The organism is Pseudozobellia thermophila (assembly GCF_900141855.1).
GTDB classification, from domain to species: Bacteria; Bacteroidota; Bacteroidia; order Flavobacteriales; family Flavobacteriaceae; genus Pseudozobellia; species Pseudozobellia thermophila.
Map to the genome: position 1 here is coordinate 630,845 of NZ_FQYU01000001.1, position 21,690 is coordinate 652,534.

A 21,690-nucleotide genomic window follows, 5' to 3' on the forward strand; every position below is an offset into this window, starting at 1 on the left:
CGTCTGAAAACAAAGGGGTAAAATTGGGTTTAAGCCTTTTTCCGTTTTGCCCGAACCCCTCCAAAGTGACGTTTTTTGACGCAAGGGTACCGCGACGTGTTTGGCTTGCTTAAAATGGGTCTAAATTACCTGAGTAAAGACTTTTAAAGTTTGTTAAAGCCGAGGCTATGCCCTAATTTTGTAGACCGTCTAAAAATTAATTGATACTATTATAATGAGCGGATTGATAAAATCTTCGATTGCCCGAAAGGTCGTAATGGCCTTATCGGGTCTTTTTTTGGTCTTCTTTCTGGCCCAACACTTTACCATTAACATTACTTCCGTAGTGGCTCCCGATACCTTTAACGAGTGGTCCCATTTTATGGGATACAATGGTTTGGTGCAATTTATCCTCCAGCCAATCCTGATAGCTGGGGTTATTGTACACTTTGTAATGGGTATTGCCTTGGAGATCAAGAACAACAAGGCCAGGGCGATCAAATACAAAAAGTATAACGGAGCGGCCAATGCCTCATGGGTTTCCCGTAACATGATCATTACCGGCCTTGTGGTCTTGGCTTTTCTCGGACTTCACTTTTACGATTTCTGGGTTCATGAGATCGACTACAAGTACATTGCCGGCAATGCGGAAGATCCCACGCGATATTATCATGAGACCGTTGAGAAGTTTGAGCCTTTTTGGCGTACGGCCCTGTACGTAGTATCTTTTGTGTTGTTGTCGCTGCACTTGTGGCACGGGTTTGCCTCTTCGTTTCAAAGTATGGGGGTGAACAACAAATACACTCCGGCAATACAGACATTTACCAAAATATATGCGATCGTGATTCCCCTAGGGTTCATATTTATCGCACTTTACCATCATTTTAACCCAATAACACATTAATATGGGCATATTGGATTCTAAAGTTCCATCTGGGCCGCTGGCCGAAAAATGGACCAACCATAAGAATAATATAAACCTTGTTAACCCGGCCAACAAGCGTAACATCGATATCATTGTCGTTGGTACCGGTCTTGCCGGAGGTTCTGCTGCGGCTACCTTGGCCGAACTGGGGTATAATGTAAAGACCTTTTGCTATCAAGATTCACCACGTAGGGCTCACTCCATTGCGGCCCAAGGAGGTATCAATGCGGCGAAAAACTACCAAGGCGATGGCGATAGTGCCTACCGTCTCTTTTACGATACCATCAAAGGGGGCGATTACCGTTCCCGGGAAGCGAATGTTTATCGCCTAGCGGAAGAATCGGTGAACATTATCGACCAATGTGTGGCCCAAGGGGTTCCTTTTGCAAGGGATTATGGCGGCATGTTGGACAACCGTTCTTTCGGTGGGGTATTGGTTTCAAGAACTTTTTACGCTAAGGGGCAGACCGGGCAACAATTGTTGTTGGGCGCCTACGCGGCCATGAACCGCCAGATCAATAGAGGAAAGATAAAGCCGTACAACCGTCATGAAATGATGGATTTGGTCTTGGTCGACGGTAAGGCCAGGGGCATTATCGCACGAAATCTGGTCACGGGGGAAATAGAACGCCATTCGGCCCACGCCGTGGTATTGGCCACGGGGGGATATGGAAACGTGTTCTTTCTGTCTACCAACGCCATGGGCAGTAACGTAACGGCGGCCTGGAAGGCGCATCGCAGGGGGGCCTTCTTTGCCAACCCTTGTTTTACACAGATCCACCCGACCTGTATCCCGGTTTCGGGCGATCATCAGTCGAAATTGACCTTGATGTCGGAGTCACTGCGTAACGATGGTAGAATATGGGTGCCCAAACGATTGGAAGATGCCCAAGCGATTCGCGAAGGCAAATTGAAGCCCACCCAATTAAAGGAAGAGGACAGGGATTACTATCTGGAAAGACGTTACCCCGCATTCGGTAACCTCGTGCCCCGCGACGTTGCATCAAGGGCGGCAAAGGAACGCTGTGATGCCGGTTTCGGTGTCAATAAAACGGGTGAGGCCGTTTACTTGGATTTTGCCTCGGCCATTCAACGCTACGGAAAAGAGACCGCCCTTACAAGGGGAATAAAGAACCCTGACAATAAAACGATTACCAAGTTAGGTAAGGAAGTTATAGAGGCCAAGTACGGCAACCTTTTTCAGATGTACGAGAAGATCGTCGATGAAAACCCGTACGAAACGCCGATGATGATCTATCCTGCGGTACACTATACCATGGGAGGACTATGGGTAGATTACAACCTACAAACCACCATCGAAGGCTGTTACTGTGCCGGTGAGGCCAATTTCAGCGACCATGGTGCCAACCGACTCGGGGCATCCGCATTGATGCAAGGCCTTGCCGATGGCTACTTTGTGCTGCCCTATACCATTGGCGATTACCTTTCCAATGATATTCGAACAGGGGCCATTCCCACCGATTTGCCGGAGTTCGATCAAGCGGAAAAAGACGTACAGGACCGCATCAATAAGTTGATGTCGGGCAGCGGGAAGCATTCCGTTGATTATTACCACAAGAAGTTGGGCAAGATCATGTGGAACAAATGCGGCATGGCAAGGAACGCCAAAGGCCTTGAGGAGGCCATGGAAGAAATTTCCGCCCTCCGGGCCGATTTCTGGGAAAACGTCAAAGTACCCGGTGCTGCCAACAGTATGAACGCCGAGCTTGAAAAAGCCGGTAGGGTGGCCGATTTCTTGGAGTTGGGCGAGCTCTTCGCCAAAGATGCCCTTACGAGAAACGAATCCTGTGGAGGACATTTCCGGGAAGAGTACCAAACCGAAGAGGGCGAGGCCCTTCGCGACGACGAGAACTTTAAGTTCGTTTCGGCATGGGAGTACAAGGGAGAACCTAAGGACGCCGTTCTACACAAGGAAGAACTGGTCTACGAGAATATTGAATTAAAAACAAGAAGTTATAAGTAGTTTATAGTTGAAGGTTTATGGTAGTTGCCGAAGGCATTTTACTGTTTACAGTCAACCCCAACTAAAATAGAAACTATGAAGTTAAACTTAAAAATATGGCGTCAGAAAGACGCCAATTCCAAAGGGGAACTGGTCGACTACACCCTTGACGGGGTTGAGGGCGATATGTCGTTTTTGGAAATGTTGGACGTACTGAACGAAGACCTGATCAACAACGGAAAGGAGCCGGTACATTTCGACCACGACTGTCGTGAGGGTATCTGCGGAACCTGTTCCTTGCAGATCAACGGTGAGCCGCACGGTCCCGATCGTTTGGTGACTACCTGCCAATTGCACATGAGAAAATTCAAGGATGGCGATACCATTGTCATCGAACCCTTTAGGGCAACGGCGTTTCCCGTAATAAAGGATTTGGTGGTCGACCGAAGCGCATTCGACAGAATTCAGCAAGCCGGGGGGTATATATCGGTAAACACATCGGGTAATACGGTAGATGCCAACGCCATTCCGATCAACAAGCACGATGCCGACGATTCGTTCTATGCGGCCACCTGTATCGGCTGTGGCGCCTGTGTCGCTGCCTGTAAGAACGCCAGTGCCATGTTGTTTACCTCGGCCAAGGTTTCGCAGTTCGCATTGCTCCCACAGGGGCGTGTAGAGGCTACCGAGCGCGTACAGAACATGGTTCGCCAAATGGATCTCGAAGGCTTCGGAAACTGCACCAATACCGGGGCGTGCGAAGTAGAGTGCCCCAAGGGTATTTCACTTGAGAACATCGCCCGTATGAACCGGGAGTACTTAAGTGCGACTACAAAAGGTTAGCCCATTACGAGTGCAAAGCGCACTTTTTTACATATAGAAAATCCCAAACCCAAGATAAGGAGTTTGGGATTTTTTGTTATTTTAAACCATGCCCAAAGAGTATTCCGAAGAGCGTATAAAAGTACCCCGTTTCAACGAAGAATTAGGGTTCTACACTACACCCGAACGTTCGAAGATTATGAGCAAGATAAGGGGAAGGAATACCAAGCCCGAACTTGCCTTTCGAAAGGCCCTGTACGCAGCGGGCTATCGGTACCGGGTCGATTATAAAAAGCTTATGGGCAAACCCGACATCCTTCTCAAAAAATACAAAACGGCCATTTTTATCGATGGCGAATATTGGCATGGCCACAAATGGGAGGAACGTAAGCCCAAAATAAAGACCAATCGCGAATTTTGGATCGCAAAGATCGAACGGAACATGCAACGCGATCGTGAGGTAAACCAAGAGTTGGAGCGCTTGGGCTATACCGTTTTCCGGTTTTGGGAAACCGAGATCAAGAAAGAACTCGAACGCTGCCTTGCCGAGGTCATCGATCACCTTAAGTCTGTTCAAACGAGCTAATATCTTCCCGAATTCCGCAAAGGGATGCGGTTTTTACCCGGTATATTGCGAATGAACGAATTAATAATCATTTAAAATATACATATGAAGAAGATAGCAATATTGGCTACGAACGGATTTGAGGAAAGCGAACTGGCATCGCCAAAAGAGGCCATGGAAAACGAAGGCTTCCAAGTAGATATCGTTAGTCTGGAGGCAGGAGAGATCAAAGGATGGGCCGACGGGAATTGGTCGAATGCGTATAAGGTAGACAAAACCTTGGACCAAGTAAATGCGACCGACTATAATGCCCTGATGCTGCCGGGCGGGGTTATCAATCCCGACTTGCTCAGAAGGGAAGACAGGGCCCTGACCTTTGTACGCGATTTCTTTAAGCAAGAAAAGCCCGTAGCGGCCATCTGTCATGCCCCGCAGGTGTTGATCAGCGCGAATGTTGTGGAAGGTAGAAAACTTACATCGTTTACATCCATTAAAGACGACTTGGTCAATGCCGGTGCCCATTGGGTAGATGAAGAGGTGGTCGTAGACCAGGGCTTTGTTACCAGTAGGAACCCGGGCGACCTACCCGCCTTCAACGCCAAATTGATCGAAGAAATCAAAGAGGGGAAACACGAAGAGCAGCACGCCTAGTCAACGAAACGTTTGACCCGGTCTACACCAACGAGCCCCTGCCCTGCGCAGGGGTTTTTCATTGGGTAAGGCGAATCATCAGGGCAATGTTGAGGGGTATTTTATCGATGAATTTGACCGCTCATATTTTTCACAACATATTGGGGCCGGTTCACAACAATAATTTAGAAAGCTGAGGCAAGGGGCGTAAGTTTACAGTGTAATTGAGTGATGGTTACGACCCCAAATCGAATCTAGAACTTAACCGAAACAAGTAACGAACCCCCAAGTCCGCTACTTAACCTACAAAAGCTTATACAGTATACCGGTTCCCGCCGGAAGAACAAAGACCTACTTAAAAAAAATAAAGCCCTGAAACGGGGCTTTATTTTTTTGTGGTGTCCACGATTTTAAATTCTTGTCGGACCTCTATTCCCTTTCCTTTCAATTCGACCGTATAACTTCCTTTGGGCAAATAGGCTTTTCCGTTTTTTGCGGCCTCAATGTGCTGTTTGCCCTTTTTCATGTAGGCTTGCTTACCGCTTTCGGAGAAGGCAAGATCGTACGAGAGGATGTTCAGCCCTTGGTCGGAATCGATGGTCGTGGCACTGACCACGATTCCCTTTTCATTGCGGATTTCGGCGCTTAGGCCCTGTGCTTTTTTGCTGAAAAAAACGACGTCGAGACCGGGAGTACTCGGTTTGCTCCAGGGGCTGGGCGCCTTGCCCCAGTCTTTGCTATATTCGATATCGTCCAGCTTAAAGACATGGAGGTCCTTTGCCAGCAGTTCGGGGGTGATTTTTTGAAGTACGGCAATATCTGCCTTGTAAATGCTTCTTCCGTGGGTGCCGACCAATAGGTGTTTGTCCCTGGGCTGGATCACTAGGTCGTGAACGGCCACGTTGGGCATTCCGTTTTGGAAGGCGTGCCAAGAGGCCCCTTGGTCAAAAGAGGTATACAGGCCGTTGTCGGTGCCGACAAAGAGCAGGTTTTCGTTTTCGGGGTCTTCCATGATGGTGTTAACCGGTGAGGCGGGAATGTTGCCTGAAATATCCTTCCACGTATTTCCATAGTCTTCGCTTTTGTAGAGGTAGGTGGTAAAATCGTCTTGCCGATACCCGTTCAGGGCCAGGTATACGCGTTCTTTTTTGTGTTTTGAGGCGAGTACACGGCTTACCCACCTGTTTTGGGGAAGGGTGTGGGAAATAAGCTTCCAGTCGGCCCCTCCGTTTTGGGTAAGGTGTACAAGGCCATCGTCGCTACCCGTGTATATGAGTCCGAATTTTAGGGGCGACTCCGAAATGGTGGTCAGGGTACCGTAGGCTACATTGCCCTTTTTTCCCCCTTGTGTCAAGTCTTCCGAAAGGGTTTCCCAATCGTCACCTTGGTTCATCGACCGATGGAGCCGGTTGCTTCCGAGGTAAAGAATATCCTGGTTGTGCGGCGAGAGCAAGATGGGTGTCTGCCAATTAAAGCGAAAGGGTTTTTCGCCCAAATCGCGTTTGGGCTGGATGTATTTTCGTCGGTCGTTTTTTAGGTCGATGCGGTAGTAGTTTCCGAATTGATAACCGGTATAGACGGTGTTGGGGTCGCGGTTATCGATTTCGATCTGCATACCGTCGCCGCCCATTATCGATTTCCAAGGGTAATGCCCCGTCTGATGCCAACTGCGGTCTTCCTTTGCGTTGTGCGGGCCCTCCCATACCCCGTTGTCCTGGAGTCCGCCATAGACGTGATAAGGCTCTTGGTTGTCGACGTTGATGGCATAAAACTGTCCTACGGCAGGCGAGTTGTTCTTGATCCAGGTTTCGCCGTCGTCGTAAGAGATGTTTACCCCGCCGTCATTTCCATTGATCAAATGGCCGGGCATTTTGGGATCGACCCATAGGGCGTGGTGGTCTACGTGTACGTTTTCGCGGTTGATGGAGGTAAAGGTCTTGCCCCCGTCGGCCGATTTTAACAGGGGCACGCCGCCCACATAGATTTTATCGGCATCGTTGGGGTCTACCCGTATCTCGCCAAAATAATAGCCATAGCTATAAAAAAGGGCATCGATATAATTTGTGTTCTGCTTTGCCCAAGAATGGCCGCCGTTATCGCTGCGGTATACCTCGGCACCGATTACGGGCGTATCGAAAAGCATGGTATTGGCATCCTCGAGGTATTGGGCCAGGTCTGCAGGTTCTACAAGGTTGCTGCGGATCATTTGCTTTACATTTTCCGAGCGGTATTTTTCCTGAAATCCGTTCTTTTTGAGAAAGTTGTTCAGTTTTTTATCGTCCAAGCCTAGAAAATCTTCCTTGGTCATCGATTTGAAGTCCGAGGCCGTAAGCACGTCGGGGTCCTTTGTTTTTTCTTCGGATGCCTCTCGGTGGTCTTGATTGTCGAGAAGCGCATATACGATGTTTTCATCAAAGACGGCCAAGCCGATGCGGCCCGTTCCATAACCTGTGGGGAAACCACTTCCGGCATTTGAGATTTTCGACCAGGAATTGCCCCCATCGGTGCTCTTGTAGATACCGGAACCATATCCGCTGCCTAAAAAATCCCATGCCTTTCGATCTTTTTCCCAAGCCGCGGCATACATGACCTTAAAGTTTTCGGGCGCATGGGCGATATCGATAATTCCGGTGTCGGAATTGATAAAAAGGGTTCTGTGCCAGGTTTGGCCCCCGTCGGTCGTTTTAAAGATACCGCGTTCCTCGTTGGCCGTATAAAGATGGCCCATGGCCCCCACGACTACTTCCTCCGGATTGTCGGGGTTGATTACGATACGGCCGATATGGTGGGAGTCGATCAAGCCCATATGCGACCATGTCTTGCCTTGGTCGGTCGATTTCAACAGGCCGATGCCCGCATAGGACGACCTTGAGGCATTGTTCTCTCCCGTTCCGACCCAAAGGGTTCCCGAAGGCCAATGTACGGCAATGTCGCCGATGTTTTGCGTGGGCGCATTGTCCATTACGGGGGTGAACGAGGTTCCGTTGTTGTTGGTGTACCACAATCCGCCACTGGCATAGGCCACGTAAAATTCGACGGGGTTTTCGGGGTTGACGTCGAGGTCGACTACCCGACCGCTCATAATGGTGGGGCCAATGTTTTTCAAGGGCCAGTTTTTAAGGATCGACCCGGTCTCCATGGCCTGCTTTTGAAGCAAGGCACTTTTTACCTTTGAGGGGGGTGTCGGTAAAATCTGCGAGTGGCCAATAAAACAGGAGAACAGAATAACAAGAACCGAAAGGTGTTTCATGGTTTCTTCGGATTGATGGTTTAGGTAACGAAAGGTAGCAAATCTTAAAAATTAACAGCAAGCATAATTGCGCAGCAACTTAATATTTTGTTAATTTATACCAGACTAAAACAAAACTCGATTAAAGGAGGAAAATAACATAACCAATCTTTAAATGAGGAAGAGGCCTTGAAAAGGGTCTCTTTTTTTGTTCTAACTTATTTGGGTTGGGCCCTTTGGGCCTTTTTCCGAAGCATAAAACCCGTTATTTTCCTTGTTTTTCCAAACCGCCCCACCCCTAATGTTTTTTACAGAATCGCTACTTTTGAAAAAACAAAAAATAGATGAAGTACGAACAAATTAAGAACAGTCTATTTATAAAGAATAGGAAAAAGTTTATGGCGGAAATGCAAGCGAAGAGCATTGCCGTGTTCAACTCCAACGATATTTACCCCATCAGTGCCGATAGCACCCTGCCCTTTGAACAGCACAGGGATATTTTTTACCTAAGCGGTGCCGATCAAGAAGAGACCATTTTGGTACTGTTTCCGGATGCGACGGATAAAAGGCACCGCGAAATTCTTTTTGTGCGTGAGACCAACGAACACATAGCCATTTGGGAAGGCGAAAAGCTGACCAAGGAAAAGGCTACCGAGGTTTCGGGAATCGCGACCGTTTATTGGTTACAAGATTTTGACAAGGTCTTTTTCGATTTGATGACCGAGGCCGAAACCATCTACTTCAATACCAACGAGCACTATCGCCAAGCCGTAGAGACCCAGACGCGCGAAGACCGTTTTATAATCGACTGTAAACGCAAGTTTCCGGCCCATAAGGTGGCCAAAAGCAATCCCATCCTGCAAAAGATACGCGGCGTAAAGGAGCCCGAGGAAATCGAGTTGATGCAAAAGGCCTGCGATATTACCGAAAAAGGCTTCCGTCGTGTGCTGGGCTTTACTAAACCCGGGGTCTGGGAGTACGAAATAGAAGCGGAGTTGCTACACGAGTTTGTGCGCAACCGATCAAAAGGCTTCGCGTATCAACCTATTATAGCATCGGGCAACAACGCCAACGTGCTGCATTATGTCGAAAACAACCAACAGTGTATGGGCGGGGACCTAATTTTGATGGACGTTGCCGCGGAGTACGCGAATTATTCGAGCGATCTTACCCGAACCATTCCCGTTAACGGAAGGTTCACCAAACGTCAAAAAGAGGTCTACAATGCGGTTTTGCGCGTTAAGAAGGAGGCGACGAAAATGCTGGTGCCCGGTACCCTTTGGGCCGAGTACCACAAGGAATGCGGCAAATTGATGACCTCGGAACTGTTGGGGCTGGGACTGTTGGACAAGGCCGATGTGCAGAATGAAAACCCGGATTGGCCCGCCTATAAAAAATACTTTATGCACGGCACCAGTCACCATATCGGATTGAACACCCACGATTACGGCGAACTGAAAACCCCTATGAAGGCCAATATGGTCTTTACCGTTGAACCGGGCATTTATATTCCTGACGAAAATATGGGCATCCGTATCGAAGACGATGTGGTCATCCAAGAGCAGGGAGAACCCCTTAACCTGATGCAGAATATTCCCATCGAGGTAGAGGAAATAGAAGAATTGATGAACCAATAATATCACATTATGAGATTAGTATCGTGGAATGTTAACGGAATTAGGGCCTCGGTCAAAAAGGGGTTTGCAGACGTTGTGTCGCGTTTTGATGCCGATATTTTTTGCGTTCAGGAAACCAAGGCCCAAGACGATCAGGTTAAAGAAGCCTTGGCGGGGGTTTCCGATTACGAGCTGTTTTGTAACAGTGCCGAAAAAAAAGGCTATTCCGGTACGGCAATCCTTTCCAAGAAAAAACCGCTGACCTTTACCGTCGATATGGGAAAGGAGGAACACGATGCGGAAGGGCGGATTACCCATGCGGAGTACGAAGAATTTCATTTGGTCAACGTATATGTGCCCAATAGTGGGAGTGGATTGAAGCGATTGGATTACCGGGCGGTATGGGACAAGGATTTTACGGCTTACCTCAAAGAATTGTCGCAGCACAAACCCTTGATTCTAACGGGTGATTTTAATGTGGCCCATACGGAAAACGATCTGGCCAACCCCAAGTCTAACTACAACAAAACCTCGGGCTTTACACAGGTAGAGATAGATGGCTTCGATGCCTTGTTAAAAGAACTGAACCTAGTGGATAGCTTTAGGACCTTGCACCCGACCACTTTTGATAAATACACTTTTTGGAGTATGCGCGGCGGTGCCCGGGGGCGTAACGTAGGTTGGCGTATCGATTATTTTTTGGTCAGTGAGTCCCTTTGGCCCAAGGTCAGGTCCGCCCAAATCCACGATCAGGTAATGGGCAGCGACCATTGTCCCATTAGTCTCGAAATAATGTTCTAGGATATGGGTATGTTTCTATTGTGGCAAGAGGTGTCCGAAATCGAGAAGAAGATTGAAGAGGCCCCGGACAGTGCCTACGAAATTGGGGTGGCCATAGGCACCTACCTTCCGTTTGTGGTCTTGGTCTTGGTGGCCTACGCCTTTTACTATTTTTCCAAAAAACGTAACGAAGACCAAGAAGGGTAAGCCCTTGCTGGTTTTTTTGTGTTTTGTGGCCGAATTTTTCGCCGTCCTGGCCAATTTGCCCTATTGGGGCCGGGCAAATAGGGCAGTCGCCATAAAGTAATCCTTTACTTATAAAATTAAACTTAAAATTTTGCTACCTTAGGGTTGTACTCATGTATAACCATTAACTAAATATTTCAAAATGAAGAAATTAGTAGCAGAATTTATCGGTACCCTTTGGTTGGTTCTAGGGGGGTGTGGAAGCGCAGTATTGGCTGCAGGTTTTCCCGAATTGGGAATTGGCTTTGTGGGCGTGGCCCTCGCATTTGGTCTCACCGTGGTGACCATGGCCTATGCCATTGGCCATATTTCGGGCTGCCATTTGAACCCGGCGGTGTCCATTGGCCTTTGGGCAGGTGGTCGGTTTGATGCAAAGGACCTTGTGCCCTATATCATAGCCCAAGTTTTGGGCGGGATCGCCGGGGCGGGTATTTTGTATGTCATTGCCTCCGGGCAACCCGGATTTGAACTGGGATGCTTTGCCGCCAACGGTTATGGCGAACACTCCCCGGGAGGCTATAGTATGATGGCCGCCTTGGTCTGCGAAGTCGTCATGACCTTTATCTTTTTGTTCGTAATTCTCGGGTCTACCTATACCAAGGCGCCGGGCGGCTTTGCCGGATTGGCCATCGGCCTTTGTTTGACCTTGATCCACCTGATCAGTATACCGGTTACCAATACCTCCGTAAATCCGGCCCGGAGTACGAGCCAAGCACTATTCGTGGGCGATTGGGCCTTGGGCGAACTGTGGTTGTTTTGGGTTGCGCCAATCGTGGGTGCCGCGTTGGCCGGACTGGTGTACAAGGCCCTTTCGCCGGAGATAGTGGAATAGCTCGTATGGGACGGTTTTAGTAGGGGAGCCGGAAGGGGTGGTTTTAGGCCTGATCTTTTCCGAGCAGGTTGGCCATTGTAAAAACCGCCCCTGCCGGTAATACCCATCCTAGGCTATAAGTACCCAAAGGAACGAATCCCTGTAGGTAGGATTGGGCTTCGGCAAGGCCCAGGCTTCCCAAAAAATCGGGAACACTGAAAACAAAGGTGGTAACGACCACGGCCCGAAACACTTTTTGGGAGGCCCATTTGTCGGGCACTATATTTAAAAGGATAAGTACAATGGTAATCGGGTAAATGAACATAAGGGCGGGCAGGGCTACCGCAATGATGTATGCTACGTTAAATTGACCCATCGTTATTCCCAGTATACATCCCAATAAGGCAGTGGCCGTATACGCCGTTTGGGAATCGTGAAAACGGTATTTTACGAAATCGGCAGTGCCCGTTACTATGCCCACGGCAGTGGTAAAACAGGCCAGGCTTACCAAGATGCTGATGAACAGGTGGGCCGTTCCGCCCAAGGTTTTTGAACTTATGCCGTTCAACAGGGCCGTACGTGAGACGGTGGCTCCGAACTCCCCCTGCATAAGCGCACCCGTAAGGATGAGTCCGCAATAAATAATTAGGAGGCCGAGTCCGGCCAATAGGGCCGAACGCCTTATCAGGGCTTTTTTTTCCTCGTAAGTCGCTTCTTTCTTTCTTAGGTTGATCGAGATGATGATGACCCCTCCCACCACTACGGCTCCTATGGCGTCGAAGGTTTGGTATCCTTCAATGACGCCTTCTGAAAACGGGTGTTGGTACAGGGGCGTGCCGAAATGGAAATCGTATGAAAAGACGGCCGTGCCAATAATTAGGAAGAGAATAAGGATAATGGCCGGGGTCAAAAGTTTTCCGAGAATATTTAAAATCTTTGAGCGGTTGATGACGAATAGGAAGACCAAGGAAAAGTAAACCACGCTGGTCAGTAGGGCCGGCGAATCGAAAAAAGGTTGGATGGCCATTTCATGGGTCACCGCGGCGGTTCGGGGCGAAGGTAGGCCAATGGAGATGCAATAGATCAGCAGGGCATAGACGAGGCTAAAGCTCGGGGATACTTTTTTGCCAAAATCGAAAATCGTGCCCTGCAGTTTGGCATGGGCCATTATGCCCAGTATGGGTATGAGCACGGCGGAAGCACAGAAGCCCAGGGCAACGAGCCACCAGAGCCCTCCCGATTTATGGCCCAAGAGCGGGGGCAAAATCAAGTTTCCGGCTCCAAAGAAGAGCGAAAAGAGGGCGAAGGCCGTAACAAGGGTTTCCTTGGTGTTCACTGTAATGGGCATACTATCAAGATCACGGGGCATATATAAGAATTTAAATTCGATAAATCCCAAAAAAGGAGTGTCGTACATCGAATTCGATGAACTACGGGCACAACGAAAAGGGGGCGCCCCATTTTATAGAACCTTTGGAAGATGCCGTAAAACCACTTGATCACAAATGTTGTTCTCCCTGTAAAAAAGCTTCATTTCATCGAAAAAAATGCATTTCGTCGAAAAAAGGACCTTAAAAAAGACATCGACCCAATAAAAAAAGAGGTGTGTGCGTTCAGGATAAAAAGTGGTTCACATCACTTGAGTTTTTTACCCAAATTTTGATCAGGCAATTAGCGGTTTCCCAATGACCGACAATGCGTTTTAAACCTACAATTATGAAAAGATTCTTTTGCAGCCTTTTCGGCCACCATTACTCGGTTTCAAAAAAAGTAACCCTACACATCAAAGAGTACAAATGCATCCACTGTGGTAAAGAGGTAACCACGGATGTGAGCGGTAACCTGTCAACGCTAACCCCAGAGCTTCAGGATATCAACAAAACCTTGGAAAATATATTTCAAAAGAGACATAGGGCAGCCGATCACGCTGCCTAACCCTGAACTTGATTCAGCGTTAACTATGCTTTGGCAACCAAATCTTGACCCTTAGGGACATCAGGATTTAAATGACATTCCCGAAAAGTAAGTTGCAACCACGTTCTCCACTGTCGTTCGCCCCACAACAGTTTAGTTAGGTTTGCCTTTTTCGGGAATTCTTTTTTTATACCGGTCGTTTACAGGCCGCCCTTCCCGCACAAAAAACATCAATCGTTTGTAAAAGAGTTCCAGCCTTGGGCCGTCAAAGGTATTTTGGTATTGGCCCGCGTAACCAAATGGTTGCCTTCGTTGGCCTCGGTCATATGACCGATTACCGTAAGGTTCGGATTCCCCTTGATTTTATCAAAGTCCTTTTGGTCGATGGTGAAAAGAAGCTCGTAGTCTTCGCCCCCGCTGAGGGCCACCATGGTACCGTCCATCTTAAACTCCTCACAAGTGGTAATAACCGTAGGGTCTAGGGGTATCTTGTCTTCAAAAAGGTTGCAGCCAACCTTGCTGCACTTGCTGAGATGAAGGATTTCCGACGATAGTCCGTCGCTGATATCGATCATCGAGGTGGGCTTGACCCCAAGTTTTTTCAATAGGTGGACGATATCCCTGCGCGCTTCAGGCTTTAATTGCCTTTCGACGATGTACGAGTAGGGTGAAAGGTCGGGCTGGTTGTTCGGGTTGACCTTAAAGACCTCTTTTTCACGTTCCAAGACCTGAAAGCCCATGTAGGCGGCGCCCAGGTCTCCGGTTACCACCAAAAGGTCGTTGGCTTGGGCCCCACTGCGGTAGGTGATATCGGCTTCGGCAACCTCGCCAAGGGCCGTAATGCTTATGAGCATGCCCTTGGTAGACGAGGTCGTATCGCCACCCACCAAATCGACGTCGTATATTTTACAGGCCAGGGCAATACCCTCGTATAGCTCTTCGAGGGCCTCGAGCGGAAAACGGTTCGATACGGCCAGGGAAACGGTAATCTGTGTGGCCTTGGCGTTCATGGCGTACACATCGGATAGGTTGACCATTACCGCCTTATAGCCCAAATGTTTTAGGGGCATATAGCTTAGGTCGAAATGCACACCTTCTACCAAAAGGTCGGTAGTGAGCACCGTTTTCTTGTCCGAGTGGTCCAAAACGGCTGCATCGTCACCGATGCCTTTTACCGATGAGGGGTGGTTGATCTTAAAATTCTTGGTCAAATGGTCTATAAGTCCGAACTCGCCCAATTTCTCCAAGGGGGTTCGCGCTTTGTTCTTGTCTTCTAGCATGCTGCAAAAATAAGCGTTATTTCTTGGATAACCATTAGGAAGGTGGCGGCAATGGGCCTTAGTATCGAGATACGATTATACCAATTGGAATATTTATTGGCTCTCAGCAAAGACCGGTCATCTGTTTGCTGCCGGAATGGATCTGCAGGTAGAAAAAAGGATGCTTAGGGGGCAGATTTTCCTGAATAGGGAGCTCAAGCCAAGGCAAAAAAGGGATCGTAAGTTCAGTTTAAATCGTATACGATTTTATAGCTAACCGATGTATTTATTGGGTTTTTGTGTAAGTCGTTACGGGAAGGGGGAGTGGAATTGACCAAAAACAAGGTTCGTCTGCCTAGGGGCGGCAGAACCTTAAAAAATCGGTTTGGCCCGAAAGTTCGAAGTATTTCTCCAAGACCATAAAGCATAATAAATCTTCGGTACGCCGGTTTTTGAATTGAGCCACATGTCGGTGGGCGTTTGCAATAATCGCTTGTGCTTCCTTGGGCCGGCGAATATAGTATTGCATCTTTTCCTCCATATCGGAAAAATCGTTTTTCACTTCAACATAATGCTTTTCGGCTTCGAGGGTGCCCTCCATGAACCAGGTTTCGCAGGTGGGTTTGGGCATAATGCACAGCGAGTTCGAAGACATGGCCCATTTGAGGTTGGTCGCCACATCGTAGCCTTCGATACAGGCAATGAATTTGTGTTCGAGTTGGGTTTTGATATCCATAAACCCCTTTAAGTGCCGCCCTTGGGTGTGCAGCTTGTCGGTGAGGCCTACGTCAAAAGTCGGATTTTCCCAATACTTTTCGACAAAATACCGGCGTTGCTTTTGGTGCGATCGCCCCCGCCAGACTACCATGTCCTTTTTCTGTTCAAAGGTACGGGAGTCGCTTACCCATCGAAAATGCCGGCGTTTGTTCAGTTTGAAAAGCACGGAATTGGCATTTTTGTCGTTCAGGGGCCTGGCCTTGAACAGGGTGGGGTACGGGTTGATATGGAGTTCGTCGCCAAAGTGGTAGGTGAATCTGGCATCGGGTGAAAAATAATGCAGGAACTCCTTTAGGTCGAGGTAATAGCCGGTGCCCTTGGTTCGCTTGAAGTTTTTTGCCGCTACGGCATCCTCGGGGAGCTGGAATGCCGAATCGAGCTTGAGGTAATAATCCAGTCGCTTTTGCAGGTACGCTTGGTCGCACCGGTCCCGGTAGGCTTGAAGCCTTTTGAACTTCCTCTTAAAATAAAAAGGGGGCATGGCATTTTTGCCAAAATTCTTGGCATAGTAGTAGGCATTGATGTCGTCAGGTCGCATGGGCAGTATTAGGTAATGGAATTTCCAAAGTTAAGAATTCTACCCTTTGGGTGCGTTTGGAAGGATAGAGTCCGGTTTTGAAGGGCAAGTATAGGAATTGCCTATTAATGCATTCGTTATAATAATGTTAGTAAGCATGGTAAAACCCTACTAATAACCTATATTTGTGAACTATTTAGATTAAACCGAAAAGCAATGATACAAGTATCTGAAACAGCTAGAAAAAAGGTCGTGGACTTGATGACCGAAGAGGGTTTTGATGCTACGAAGGATTATGTGCGAGTAGGCGTAAAAAGCGGTGGGTGTAGCGGCCTGTCCTATGAATTGAACTTTGACAACAAGGTCAATGAGTCCGACAAGTTGTTTGAAGACAACAACGTGCGCATCGTTGTAGATAAAAAAAGCTTTCTGTATCTCGTGGGGACCACCTTGGAGTATTCCGGGGGACTCAATGGCAAGGGCTTTATTTTTAATAACCCGAATGCACAGCGTACCTGCGGATGTGGGGAAAGTTTTTCACTGTAAAAAGAGAATATGGCATATACTGAGGAAGAGTTAAAAAAAGAACTTGAGACCAAGGAGTATGAGTATGGATTTTATACCGATATCGAATCTGATACCATGCCCGTTGGGTTGAACGAGGATGTAGTAATCGCCATCTCCAAAAAGAAGGGAGAGCCCGAATGGATGACCCTCTGGCGCTTGGAGGCCTTTAAGTATTGGAAGGAGATGGAAGAACCCGAGTGGGCCAATGTCAAATATGAAAAGCCCGACTTTCAGGCAATTTCGTACTATTCGGCGCCGAACAAGAAACCCAAGTACGACAGCCTTGACGAAGTAGATCCGGAGTTGCTCGATACCTTTAAGAAATTGGGTATTTCGATAGACGAACAGAAAAAACTTGCCGGTGTCGCGGTCGATATTGTTATGGACTCGGTTTCTGTGGCCACTACCTTTAAAAAGACCTTGGCCGAAAAGGGCATTATCTTTTGCTCCATATCCGAGGCCATTAAAGAGCACCCTGAGTTGGTGAAAAAATACATCGGTTCGGTGGTTCCCAAAAAAGACAATTTTTATGCCGCGCTTAATTCGGCGGTTTTTTCCGACGGGTCTTTTTGCTATATCCCGAAAGGGGTTAGATGCCCTATGGAGCTTTCGACCTATTTTAGGATCAACCAGGCAGGCACGGGCCAGTTCGAAAGAACCTTGGTGATCGCTGATGAAGGAAGCTATGTCAGCTACCTCGAAGGCTGTACGGCCCCTTCACGTGACGAAAACCAGCTCCATGCCGCCGTTGTGGAACTGATTGCGCTTGACGGAGCCGAAATAAAATACTCAACGGTACAAAACTGGTTCCCCGGTGACAAGGAGGGAAGAGGGGGCGTTTACAATTTCGTGACCAAAAGGGGTCTTTGCGAGAAGAACGCCAAAATTTCGTGGACACAGGTCGAGACCGGTTCCGCGGTTACCTGGAAATACCCCTCCTGTGTGTTGAAGGGCGATAATTCCATCGGTGAGTTCTATTCCATTGCGGTGACCAACAATCACCAACAGGCCGATACCGGTACCAAAATGATCCATTTGGGCAAGAATACCCGCAGCACCATTATATCTAAGGGAATATCGGCCGGAAAATCGCAGAACAGCTATAGGGGGCTAGTGCAAGTGAACAGCCGTGCGGAAAACGCCAGGAACTTCTCCCAGTGCGACTCTTTGTTGATGGGCAACGAGTGCGGCGCACACACCTTTCCGTATATCGAGGCAAAAAACAAGACGGCCCAGATAGAGCACGAGGCCACGACGAGCAAAATCGGCGAAGACCAGATCTTTTATTGCAACCAACGGGGCATCGATACCGAAAAGGCCATCGCCTTGATCGTCAACGGCTTTAGCAAAGAGGTGTTGAACAAGCTTCCGATGGAGTTTGCGGTCGAAGCCCAAAAACTGCTCGAAATCAGTTTGGAGGGATCCGTGGGTTAAGAAAACAAATAGTAAAAACGAACGATTGAAACAAAAGGGCCGTTTGGCTTTTAAGAAGTAGACATTAAGAAGAGAATATATGCTTAAGATCGAAAATTTGCACGCAAGTGTAGAGGATAAGGAAATATTAAAGGGAATCAACCTCGAGGTAAATGCCGGTGAGGTACATGCCATTATGGGGCCCAACGGATCCGGAAAGAGTACCTTGTCGGCGGTTATTGCCGGAAAGGAAGAGTTTGAGGTCACCGAGGGCAGTATAAAGCTCGACGGGGAGGATTTGGAGGACGTATCGGCCGAAGAACGTGCCCACAAAGGTATTTTCCTGTCGTTTCAGTATCCCGTGGAGATTCCCGGGGTGTCGGTTACCAACTTTATCAAAACGGCCATCAACGAATCGAGAAAGGCCCGTGGCCTCGAAGATATGCCCGCCAATAAAATGTTGAAGCTCATCCGCGAAAAATCGGAGCTCTTGGACATTGACCGCAAGTTCTTGTCGCGTTCCCTGAACGAAGGCTTTTCCGGTGGTGAAAAGAAACGTAACGAGATATTCCAAATGGCGATGTTGGAACCCAAACTCGCTATTTTGGACGAGACCGACTCTGGTTTGGACATCGATGCACTGCGTATCGTCGCCAATGGCGTGAACAAATTGAAAAGTAAAGACAATGCGGTAATCGTAATTACCCACTACCAAAGATTATTGGAATACATAGTACCCGATTTTGTACACGTGCTGCACAACGGTAAGATCGTTAAGTCGGGCGGTAAGGAACTGGCCATCGAACTGGAAGAGAAAGGGTACGACTGGTTGAAGAACGAGGCGGTAGTTGAATAGCCGTGCCTAACCAAGGGCCCTAGGGTTTTAGCGAACAGGTACAAGCAATAAGAATATTATGGATTTAAAAGATAAACTGATATCGTCATTTATGGCATTTGAGAACAACGTCGACATCGAACACCCGGTGCACGATGTCCGTACCGAAGCCATGAAAAACTTTGAGCTTAAGGGGTTTCCATCAAAAAAGGAGGAAGCTTGGAAATACACCTCCCTAAAGAGCTTGCAAAAAACCGATTTTAGCATTTTTCCCAAAGAGGAAGGGAATACCTTGGAATACAAGGACGTCAAGCGTTATTTTTTGCATGAGATCGACACCTACAAGATCGTATTTATTGATGGTATCTATAGTTCGTACCTCTCCGAGACAACGCACGACGGGGTCGATATCTGCCTTATGAGCTCGGCCTTGACCAAGCCGATGTACAAGCCCGTTATCGACGTTTATTTCAACAAGGTAGCTTCCAAAGACGAGTCGCTTACCTCATTGAATACGGCCTTTAGTAGGGAGGGGGCCTATATCTATATACCCAAAAACAAAATGCCCAAAAAACCGATCGAGATCATCCATTTCGCGACCGGGAACGAGGCCTCTTTGTTACTGCAGCCACGCAACCTGATTATTGCCGAGGAAAACGCCGAACTGCAGGTCATCGAACGGCACCAGAGCCTGACCTCCAATGAGGTGCTGACCAATTCGGTCACCGAAATTTTCGCGGCCGATAGCGCCATCGTCGACTATTATAAAATACAGAACGATGCCGAAAACGCCTCGCTGATCGACAATACCTATATCGACCAAAAAAATAAGAGTGTGGTCAAGGTACATACCTTTTCATTTGGGGGCAAGTTGACGCGCAACAACCTGAACTTCTATCAGAACGGTCAGTATATCGATTCGACCATGAAGGGGGTTACCATTTTGGGCGATAAGCAGCACGTAGACCACCATACCTTAGTGCATCATATAGAGCCCAATTGCGAAAGCCACCAAGACTACAAGGGCATTTATGGTGAAAATTCCACTGGGGTTTTCAACGGAAAGATCATCGTCGATAAAATTGCTCAAAAGACCAATGCCTTTCAACAGAACAACAACATTTTGATCAGCGATAAGGCGACGATCAACACCAAGCCCCAATTGGAGATTTTTGCGGATGACGTAAAATGCTCCCATGGCTGCACCATAGGACAATTGGATGAAGATGCCTTGTTCTACCTGCGGTCGCGCGGTATTCCCAAGAAAGAGGCCCGTGCCCTGTTGATGTACGCTTTTGCCAACAACGTTTTGGAGAGTGTTCGTATACCCGAGCTAAAAGCAAGGATCAACAAGCTGATCGCTAAAAAACTAGGTGTTAATCTGGGGTTTGACCTGTAACACAGGGCCTTAGAGAGTTTTGTGCAAACCTATTCTTCCTGACCAAATATGCGGTCGCTTATAGTAACATTATCGGCCAGGGATTTCTTCTAGGGTCTATCGGGCCGAAGGCTATAGGTGGCAACTGATCAAATTAGAATTTGTCTTATACCCGATTTGTTTTTTCAATCGGGTATCTTTGTATTTAAGAAGAAGGACTTATGTTAGATATAAAAAAAATAAGGGGAGATTTCCCCATATTAAACCGGGAGGTAAACGGGAAACCTTTGGTGTACCTTGACAACGCGGCCACTTCCCAAACCCCTAAACAGGTAATCGATGCCATTGTAGATTATTATGAAAACTACAATGCCAATATTCACCGTGGGGTGCATGCGCTTTCGCAAGAGGCGACCGATAAGTACGAGCAGGCCAGGATCAAGATCCAAAAGCATTTTAACGCGGCCAAGTCCCATGAAATCATATTTACTTCGGGTACGACCCACGGTATCAACCTAGTGGCCAGCGGATTTACTTCCTTGTTGAAGGCTGGGGACGAGATTGTGGTGTCGGCCATGGAGCACCACTCCAATATCGTACCGTGGCAGATGTTGTGCGAGCGTACCGGGGCGGTACTTAAGGTCATACCCATGAACGACGAGGGCGAGCTGGTGATGCAGCAGTACGACCAATTGTTGTCCGACCGTACCCAACTGGTTTTTTGTAACCATGTTTCCAATGCCTTGGGTACCGTCAACCCCATTGCCGAAATCATCGAAAAGGCGCACAAGCTAGGGGCCGCCGTACTTGTAGACGGCGCACAGGCCGCTCCCCATATCAAGGCCGATGTGCAGGCGTTGGACGTTGATTTTTATACCGTATCGGCCCATAAGATGTGTGGTCCTACGGGAGTTGGCATGCTCTACGGAAAGGAAGAATGGCTGAATAAGTTACCGCCCTATCAAGGCGGGGGCGAAATGATCGCCGAGGTTACCTTCGAAAAGACGACCTATGCCGATTTGCCCCATAAGTTTGAAGCGGGTACCCCCAATATCTGTGGGGGAATAGCCTTTGGGGCCGCACTTGCTTATATGAATGCCATTAGCTTTGATCAAATTGCCGAATATGAACACGATTTGCTCGAATACGCCACCCAAGAACTTCTAAAAGTAGAGGGACTCAGAATTTACGGCACCGCAAAAAAGAAGACCTCCGTTATTTCCTTCAATATCGAAGGTGTCCATCCGTACGATATCGGGACGATTTTGGATAAATTGGGCATTGCCGTCAGAACGGGCCACCACTGCGCCCAGCCGATAATGGACTTTTACGGTATTCCCGGAACGGTAAGGGCCAGCTTTAGCTTTTATAACACCAAAGACGAAGTCGATGTGCTGGTCGAGGGGGTGAAACGCGCAAGAAATATGCTGCTTTGAATCCGTCGGCCTATCTTTGCACCAAAGA

The 21,690-nt window shown here is 48.1% G+C and carries 19 protein-coding genes; 15 read left to right on the forward strand and 4 right to left on the reverse strand.

Features of this window, described 5'->3' with window-relative positions:
- Positions 1-214: 214 nt before the first annotated feature.
- The 5 genes from BUB37_RS02685 to BUB37_RS02705 all read left to right on the forward strand — a co-directional run bounded on the left by BUB37_RS02685 (position 215) and on the right by BUB37_RS02705 (position 4,905).
- Positions 215-883 (forward strand): succinate dehydrogenase cytochrome b subunit, encoded by a 669-nt coding sequence (locus BUB37_RS02685; protein WP_072988085.1) that lies wholly within the window; start codon positions 215-217, stop codon positions 881-883.
- Position 884: 1 nt separating this feature from the next.
- Positions 885-2,888, forward strand: coding sequence for a fumarate reductase/succinate dehydrogenase flavoprotein subunit (locus tag BUB37_RS02690; protein WP_072988088.1), 2,004 nt, complete (start codon positions 885-887; stop codon positions 2,886-2,888).
- Positions 2,889-2,963: 75 nt separating this feature from the next.
- Positions 2,964-3,710 carry a succinate dehydrogenase/fumarate reductase iron-sulfur subunit gene (locus BUB37_RS02695; protein ID WP_072988092.1) on the forward strand — a complete coding sequence of 249 codons (747 nt, stop codon included), beginning with the start codon at positions 2,964-2,966 and terminating at the stop codon, positions 3,708-3,710.
- A gap of 88 nt (positions 3,711-3,798) precedes the next feature.
- Complete coding sequence (locus tag BUB37_RS02700; protein WP_072988095.1) at positions 3,799-4,275, forward strand: very short patch repair endonuclease; 477 nt, start codon at positions 3,799-3,801, stop codon at positions 4,273-4,275.
- Positions 4,276-4,359: 84 nt separating this feature from the next.
- Complete coding sequence (locus BUB37_RS02705) at positions 4,360-4,905, forward strand: type 1 glutamine amidotransferase domain-containing protein (RefSeq protein WP_072988098.1); 546 nt, start codon at positions 4,360-4,362, stop codon at positions 4,903-4,905.
- 364 nt (positions 4,906-5,269) lie between these two features.
- Here the strand turns inward: BUB37_RS02705 and BUB37_RS02710 are convergent, their stop codons facing one another.
- Positions 5,270-8,134: a VPS10 domain-containing protein gene (locus BUB37_RS02710; protein ID WP_072988102.1), complete on the reverse strand. Its 2,865-nt coding sequence runs from the start codon at positions 8,132-8,134 to the stop codon at positions 5,270-5,272.
- A 323-nt stretch (positions 8,135-8,457) separates the two neighbouring features.
- Here BUB37_RS02710 and BUB37_RS02715 point away from each other — a divergent pair, with 323 nt between their 5' ends.
- The 4 genes from BUB37_RS02715 to aqpZ all read left to right on the forward strand — a co-directional run bounded on the left by BUB37_RS02715 (position 8,458) and on the right by aqpZ (position 11,587).
- On the forward strand, positions 8,458-9,750 hold the full coding sequence (locus BUB37_RS02715; RefSeq protein ID WP_072988107.1) for an aminopeptidase P family protein: 1,293 nt from the start codon (positions 8,458-8,460) through the stop codon (positions 9,748-9,750).
- A gap of 9 nt (positions 9,751-9,759) precedes the next feature.
- Entirely contained in the window at positions 9,760-10,530 is a 771-nt protein-coding gene (locus tag BUB37_RS02720; protein ID WP_072988111.1) for an exodeoxyribonuclease III, read from the forward strand.
- Positions 10,531-10,533: 3 nt separating this feature from the next.
- Positions 10,534-10,716 carry a hypothetical protein gene (locus BUB37_RS02725; RefSeq protein WP_072988114.1) on the forward strand — a complete coding sequence of 61 codons (183 nt, stop codon included), beginning with the start codon at positions 10,534-10,536 and terminating at the stop codon, positions 10,714-10,716.
- 181 nt (positions 10,717-10,897) lie between these two features.
- The gene (aqpZ, locus tag BUB37_RS02730) at positions 10,898-11,587 is read left to right on the forward strand and encodes an aquaporin Z (RefSeq protein ID WP_072988117.1); all 690 of its coding nucleotides are present in this window, start codon (positions 10,898-10,900) and stop codon (positions 11,585-11,587) included.
- 43 nt (positions 11,588-11,630) lie between these two features.
- Here the strand turns inward: aqpZ and brnQ are convergent, their stop codons facing one another.
- Positions 11,631-12,935, reverse strand: a complete 1,305-nt coding sequence (gene brnQ / locus BUB37_RS02735) for a branched-chain amino acid transport system II carrier protein (RefSeq protein WP_244526703.1) — start codon at positions 12,933-12,935, stop codon at positions 11,631-11,633.
- Between the two features lie 347 nt (positions 12,936-13,282).
- On the opposite strand from brnQ, the gene BUB37_RS02740 reads away from it, so the two are divergent.
- Positions 13,283-13,501, forward strand: a complete 219-nt coding sequence (locus BUB37_RS02740) for a hypothetical protein (protein ID WP_072989709.1) — start codon at positions 13,283-13,285, stop codon at positions 13,499-13,501.
- Between the two features lie 209 nt (positions 13,502-13,710).
- Here BUB37_RS02740 and thiL read toward each other — a convergent pair whose 3' ends face one another.
- Positions 13,711-14,760 carry a thiamine-phosphate kinase gene (gene thiL / locus BUB37_RS02745; RefSeq protein ID WP_072988120.1) on the reverse strand — a complete coding sequence of 350 codons (1,050 nt, stop codon included), beginning with the start codon at positions 14,758-14,760 and terminating at the stop codon, positions 13,711-13,713.
- 334 nt (positions 14,761-15,094) lie between these two features.
- Positions 15,095-16,054: a glycosyl transferase family 90 gene (locus tag BUB37_RS02750; protein ID WP_072988123.1), complete on the reverse strand. Its 960-nt coding sequence runs from the start codon at positions 16,052-16,054 to the stop codon at positions 15,095-15,097.
- A 195-nt stretch (positions 16,055-16,249) separates the two neighbouring features.
- On the opposite strand from BUB37_RS02750, the gene BUB37_RS02755 reads away from it, so the two are divergent.
- The 5 genes from BUB37_RS02755 to BUB37_RS02775 all read left to right on the forward strand — a co-directional run bounded on the left by BUB37_RS02755 (position 16,250) and on the right by BUB37_RS02775 (position 21,662).
- A complete protein-coding gene (locus BUB37_RS02755) occupies positions 16,250-16,579 on the forward strand; it encodes a HesB/IscA family protein (protein WP_072988127.1) in 330 nt (109 codons plus the stop codon).
- A gap of 9 nt (positions 16,580-16,588) precedes the next feature.
- Complete coding sequence (sufB, locus tag BUB37_RS02760; protein ID WP_072988131.1) at positions 16,589-18,034, forward strand: Fe-S cluster assembly protein SufB; 1,446 nt, start codon at positions 16,589-16,591, stop codon at positions 18,032-18,034.
- A 79-nt stretch (positions 18,035-18,113) separates the two neighbouring features.
- Complete coding sequence (gene sufC / locus BUB37_RS02765) at positions 18,114-18,869, forward strand: Fe-S cluster assembly ATPase SufC (RefSeq protein WP_072988134.1); 756 nt, start codon at positions 18,114-18,116, stop codon at positions 18,867-18,869.
- A 58-nt stretch (positions 18,870-18,927) separates the two neighbouring features.
- Entirely contained in the window at positions 18,928-20,247 is a 1,320-nt protein-coding gene (sufD, locus tag BUB37_RS02770; protein WP_072988137.1) for a Fe-S cluster assembly protein SufD, read from the forward strand.
- Between the two features lie 200 nt (positions 20,248-20,447).
- The gene (locus BUB37_RS02775; protein ID WP_072988140.1) at positions 20,448-21,662 is read left to right on the forward strand and encodes an aminotransferase class V-fold PLP-dependent enzyme; all 1,215 of its coding nucleotides are present in this window, start codon (positions 20,448-20,450) and stop codon (positions 21,660-21,662) included.
- Positions 21,663-21,690 lie beyond the last annotated feature (28 nt).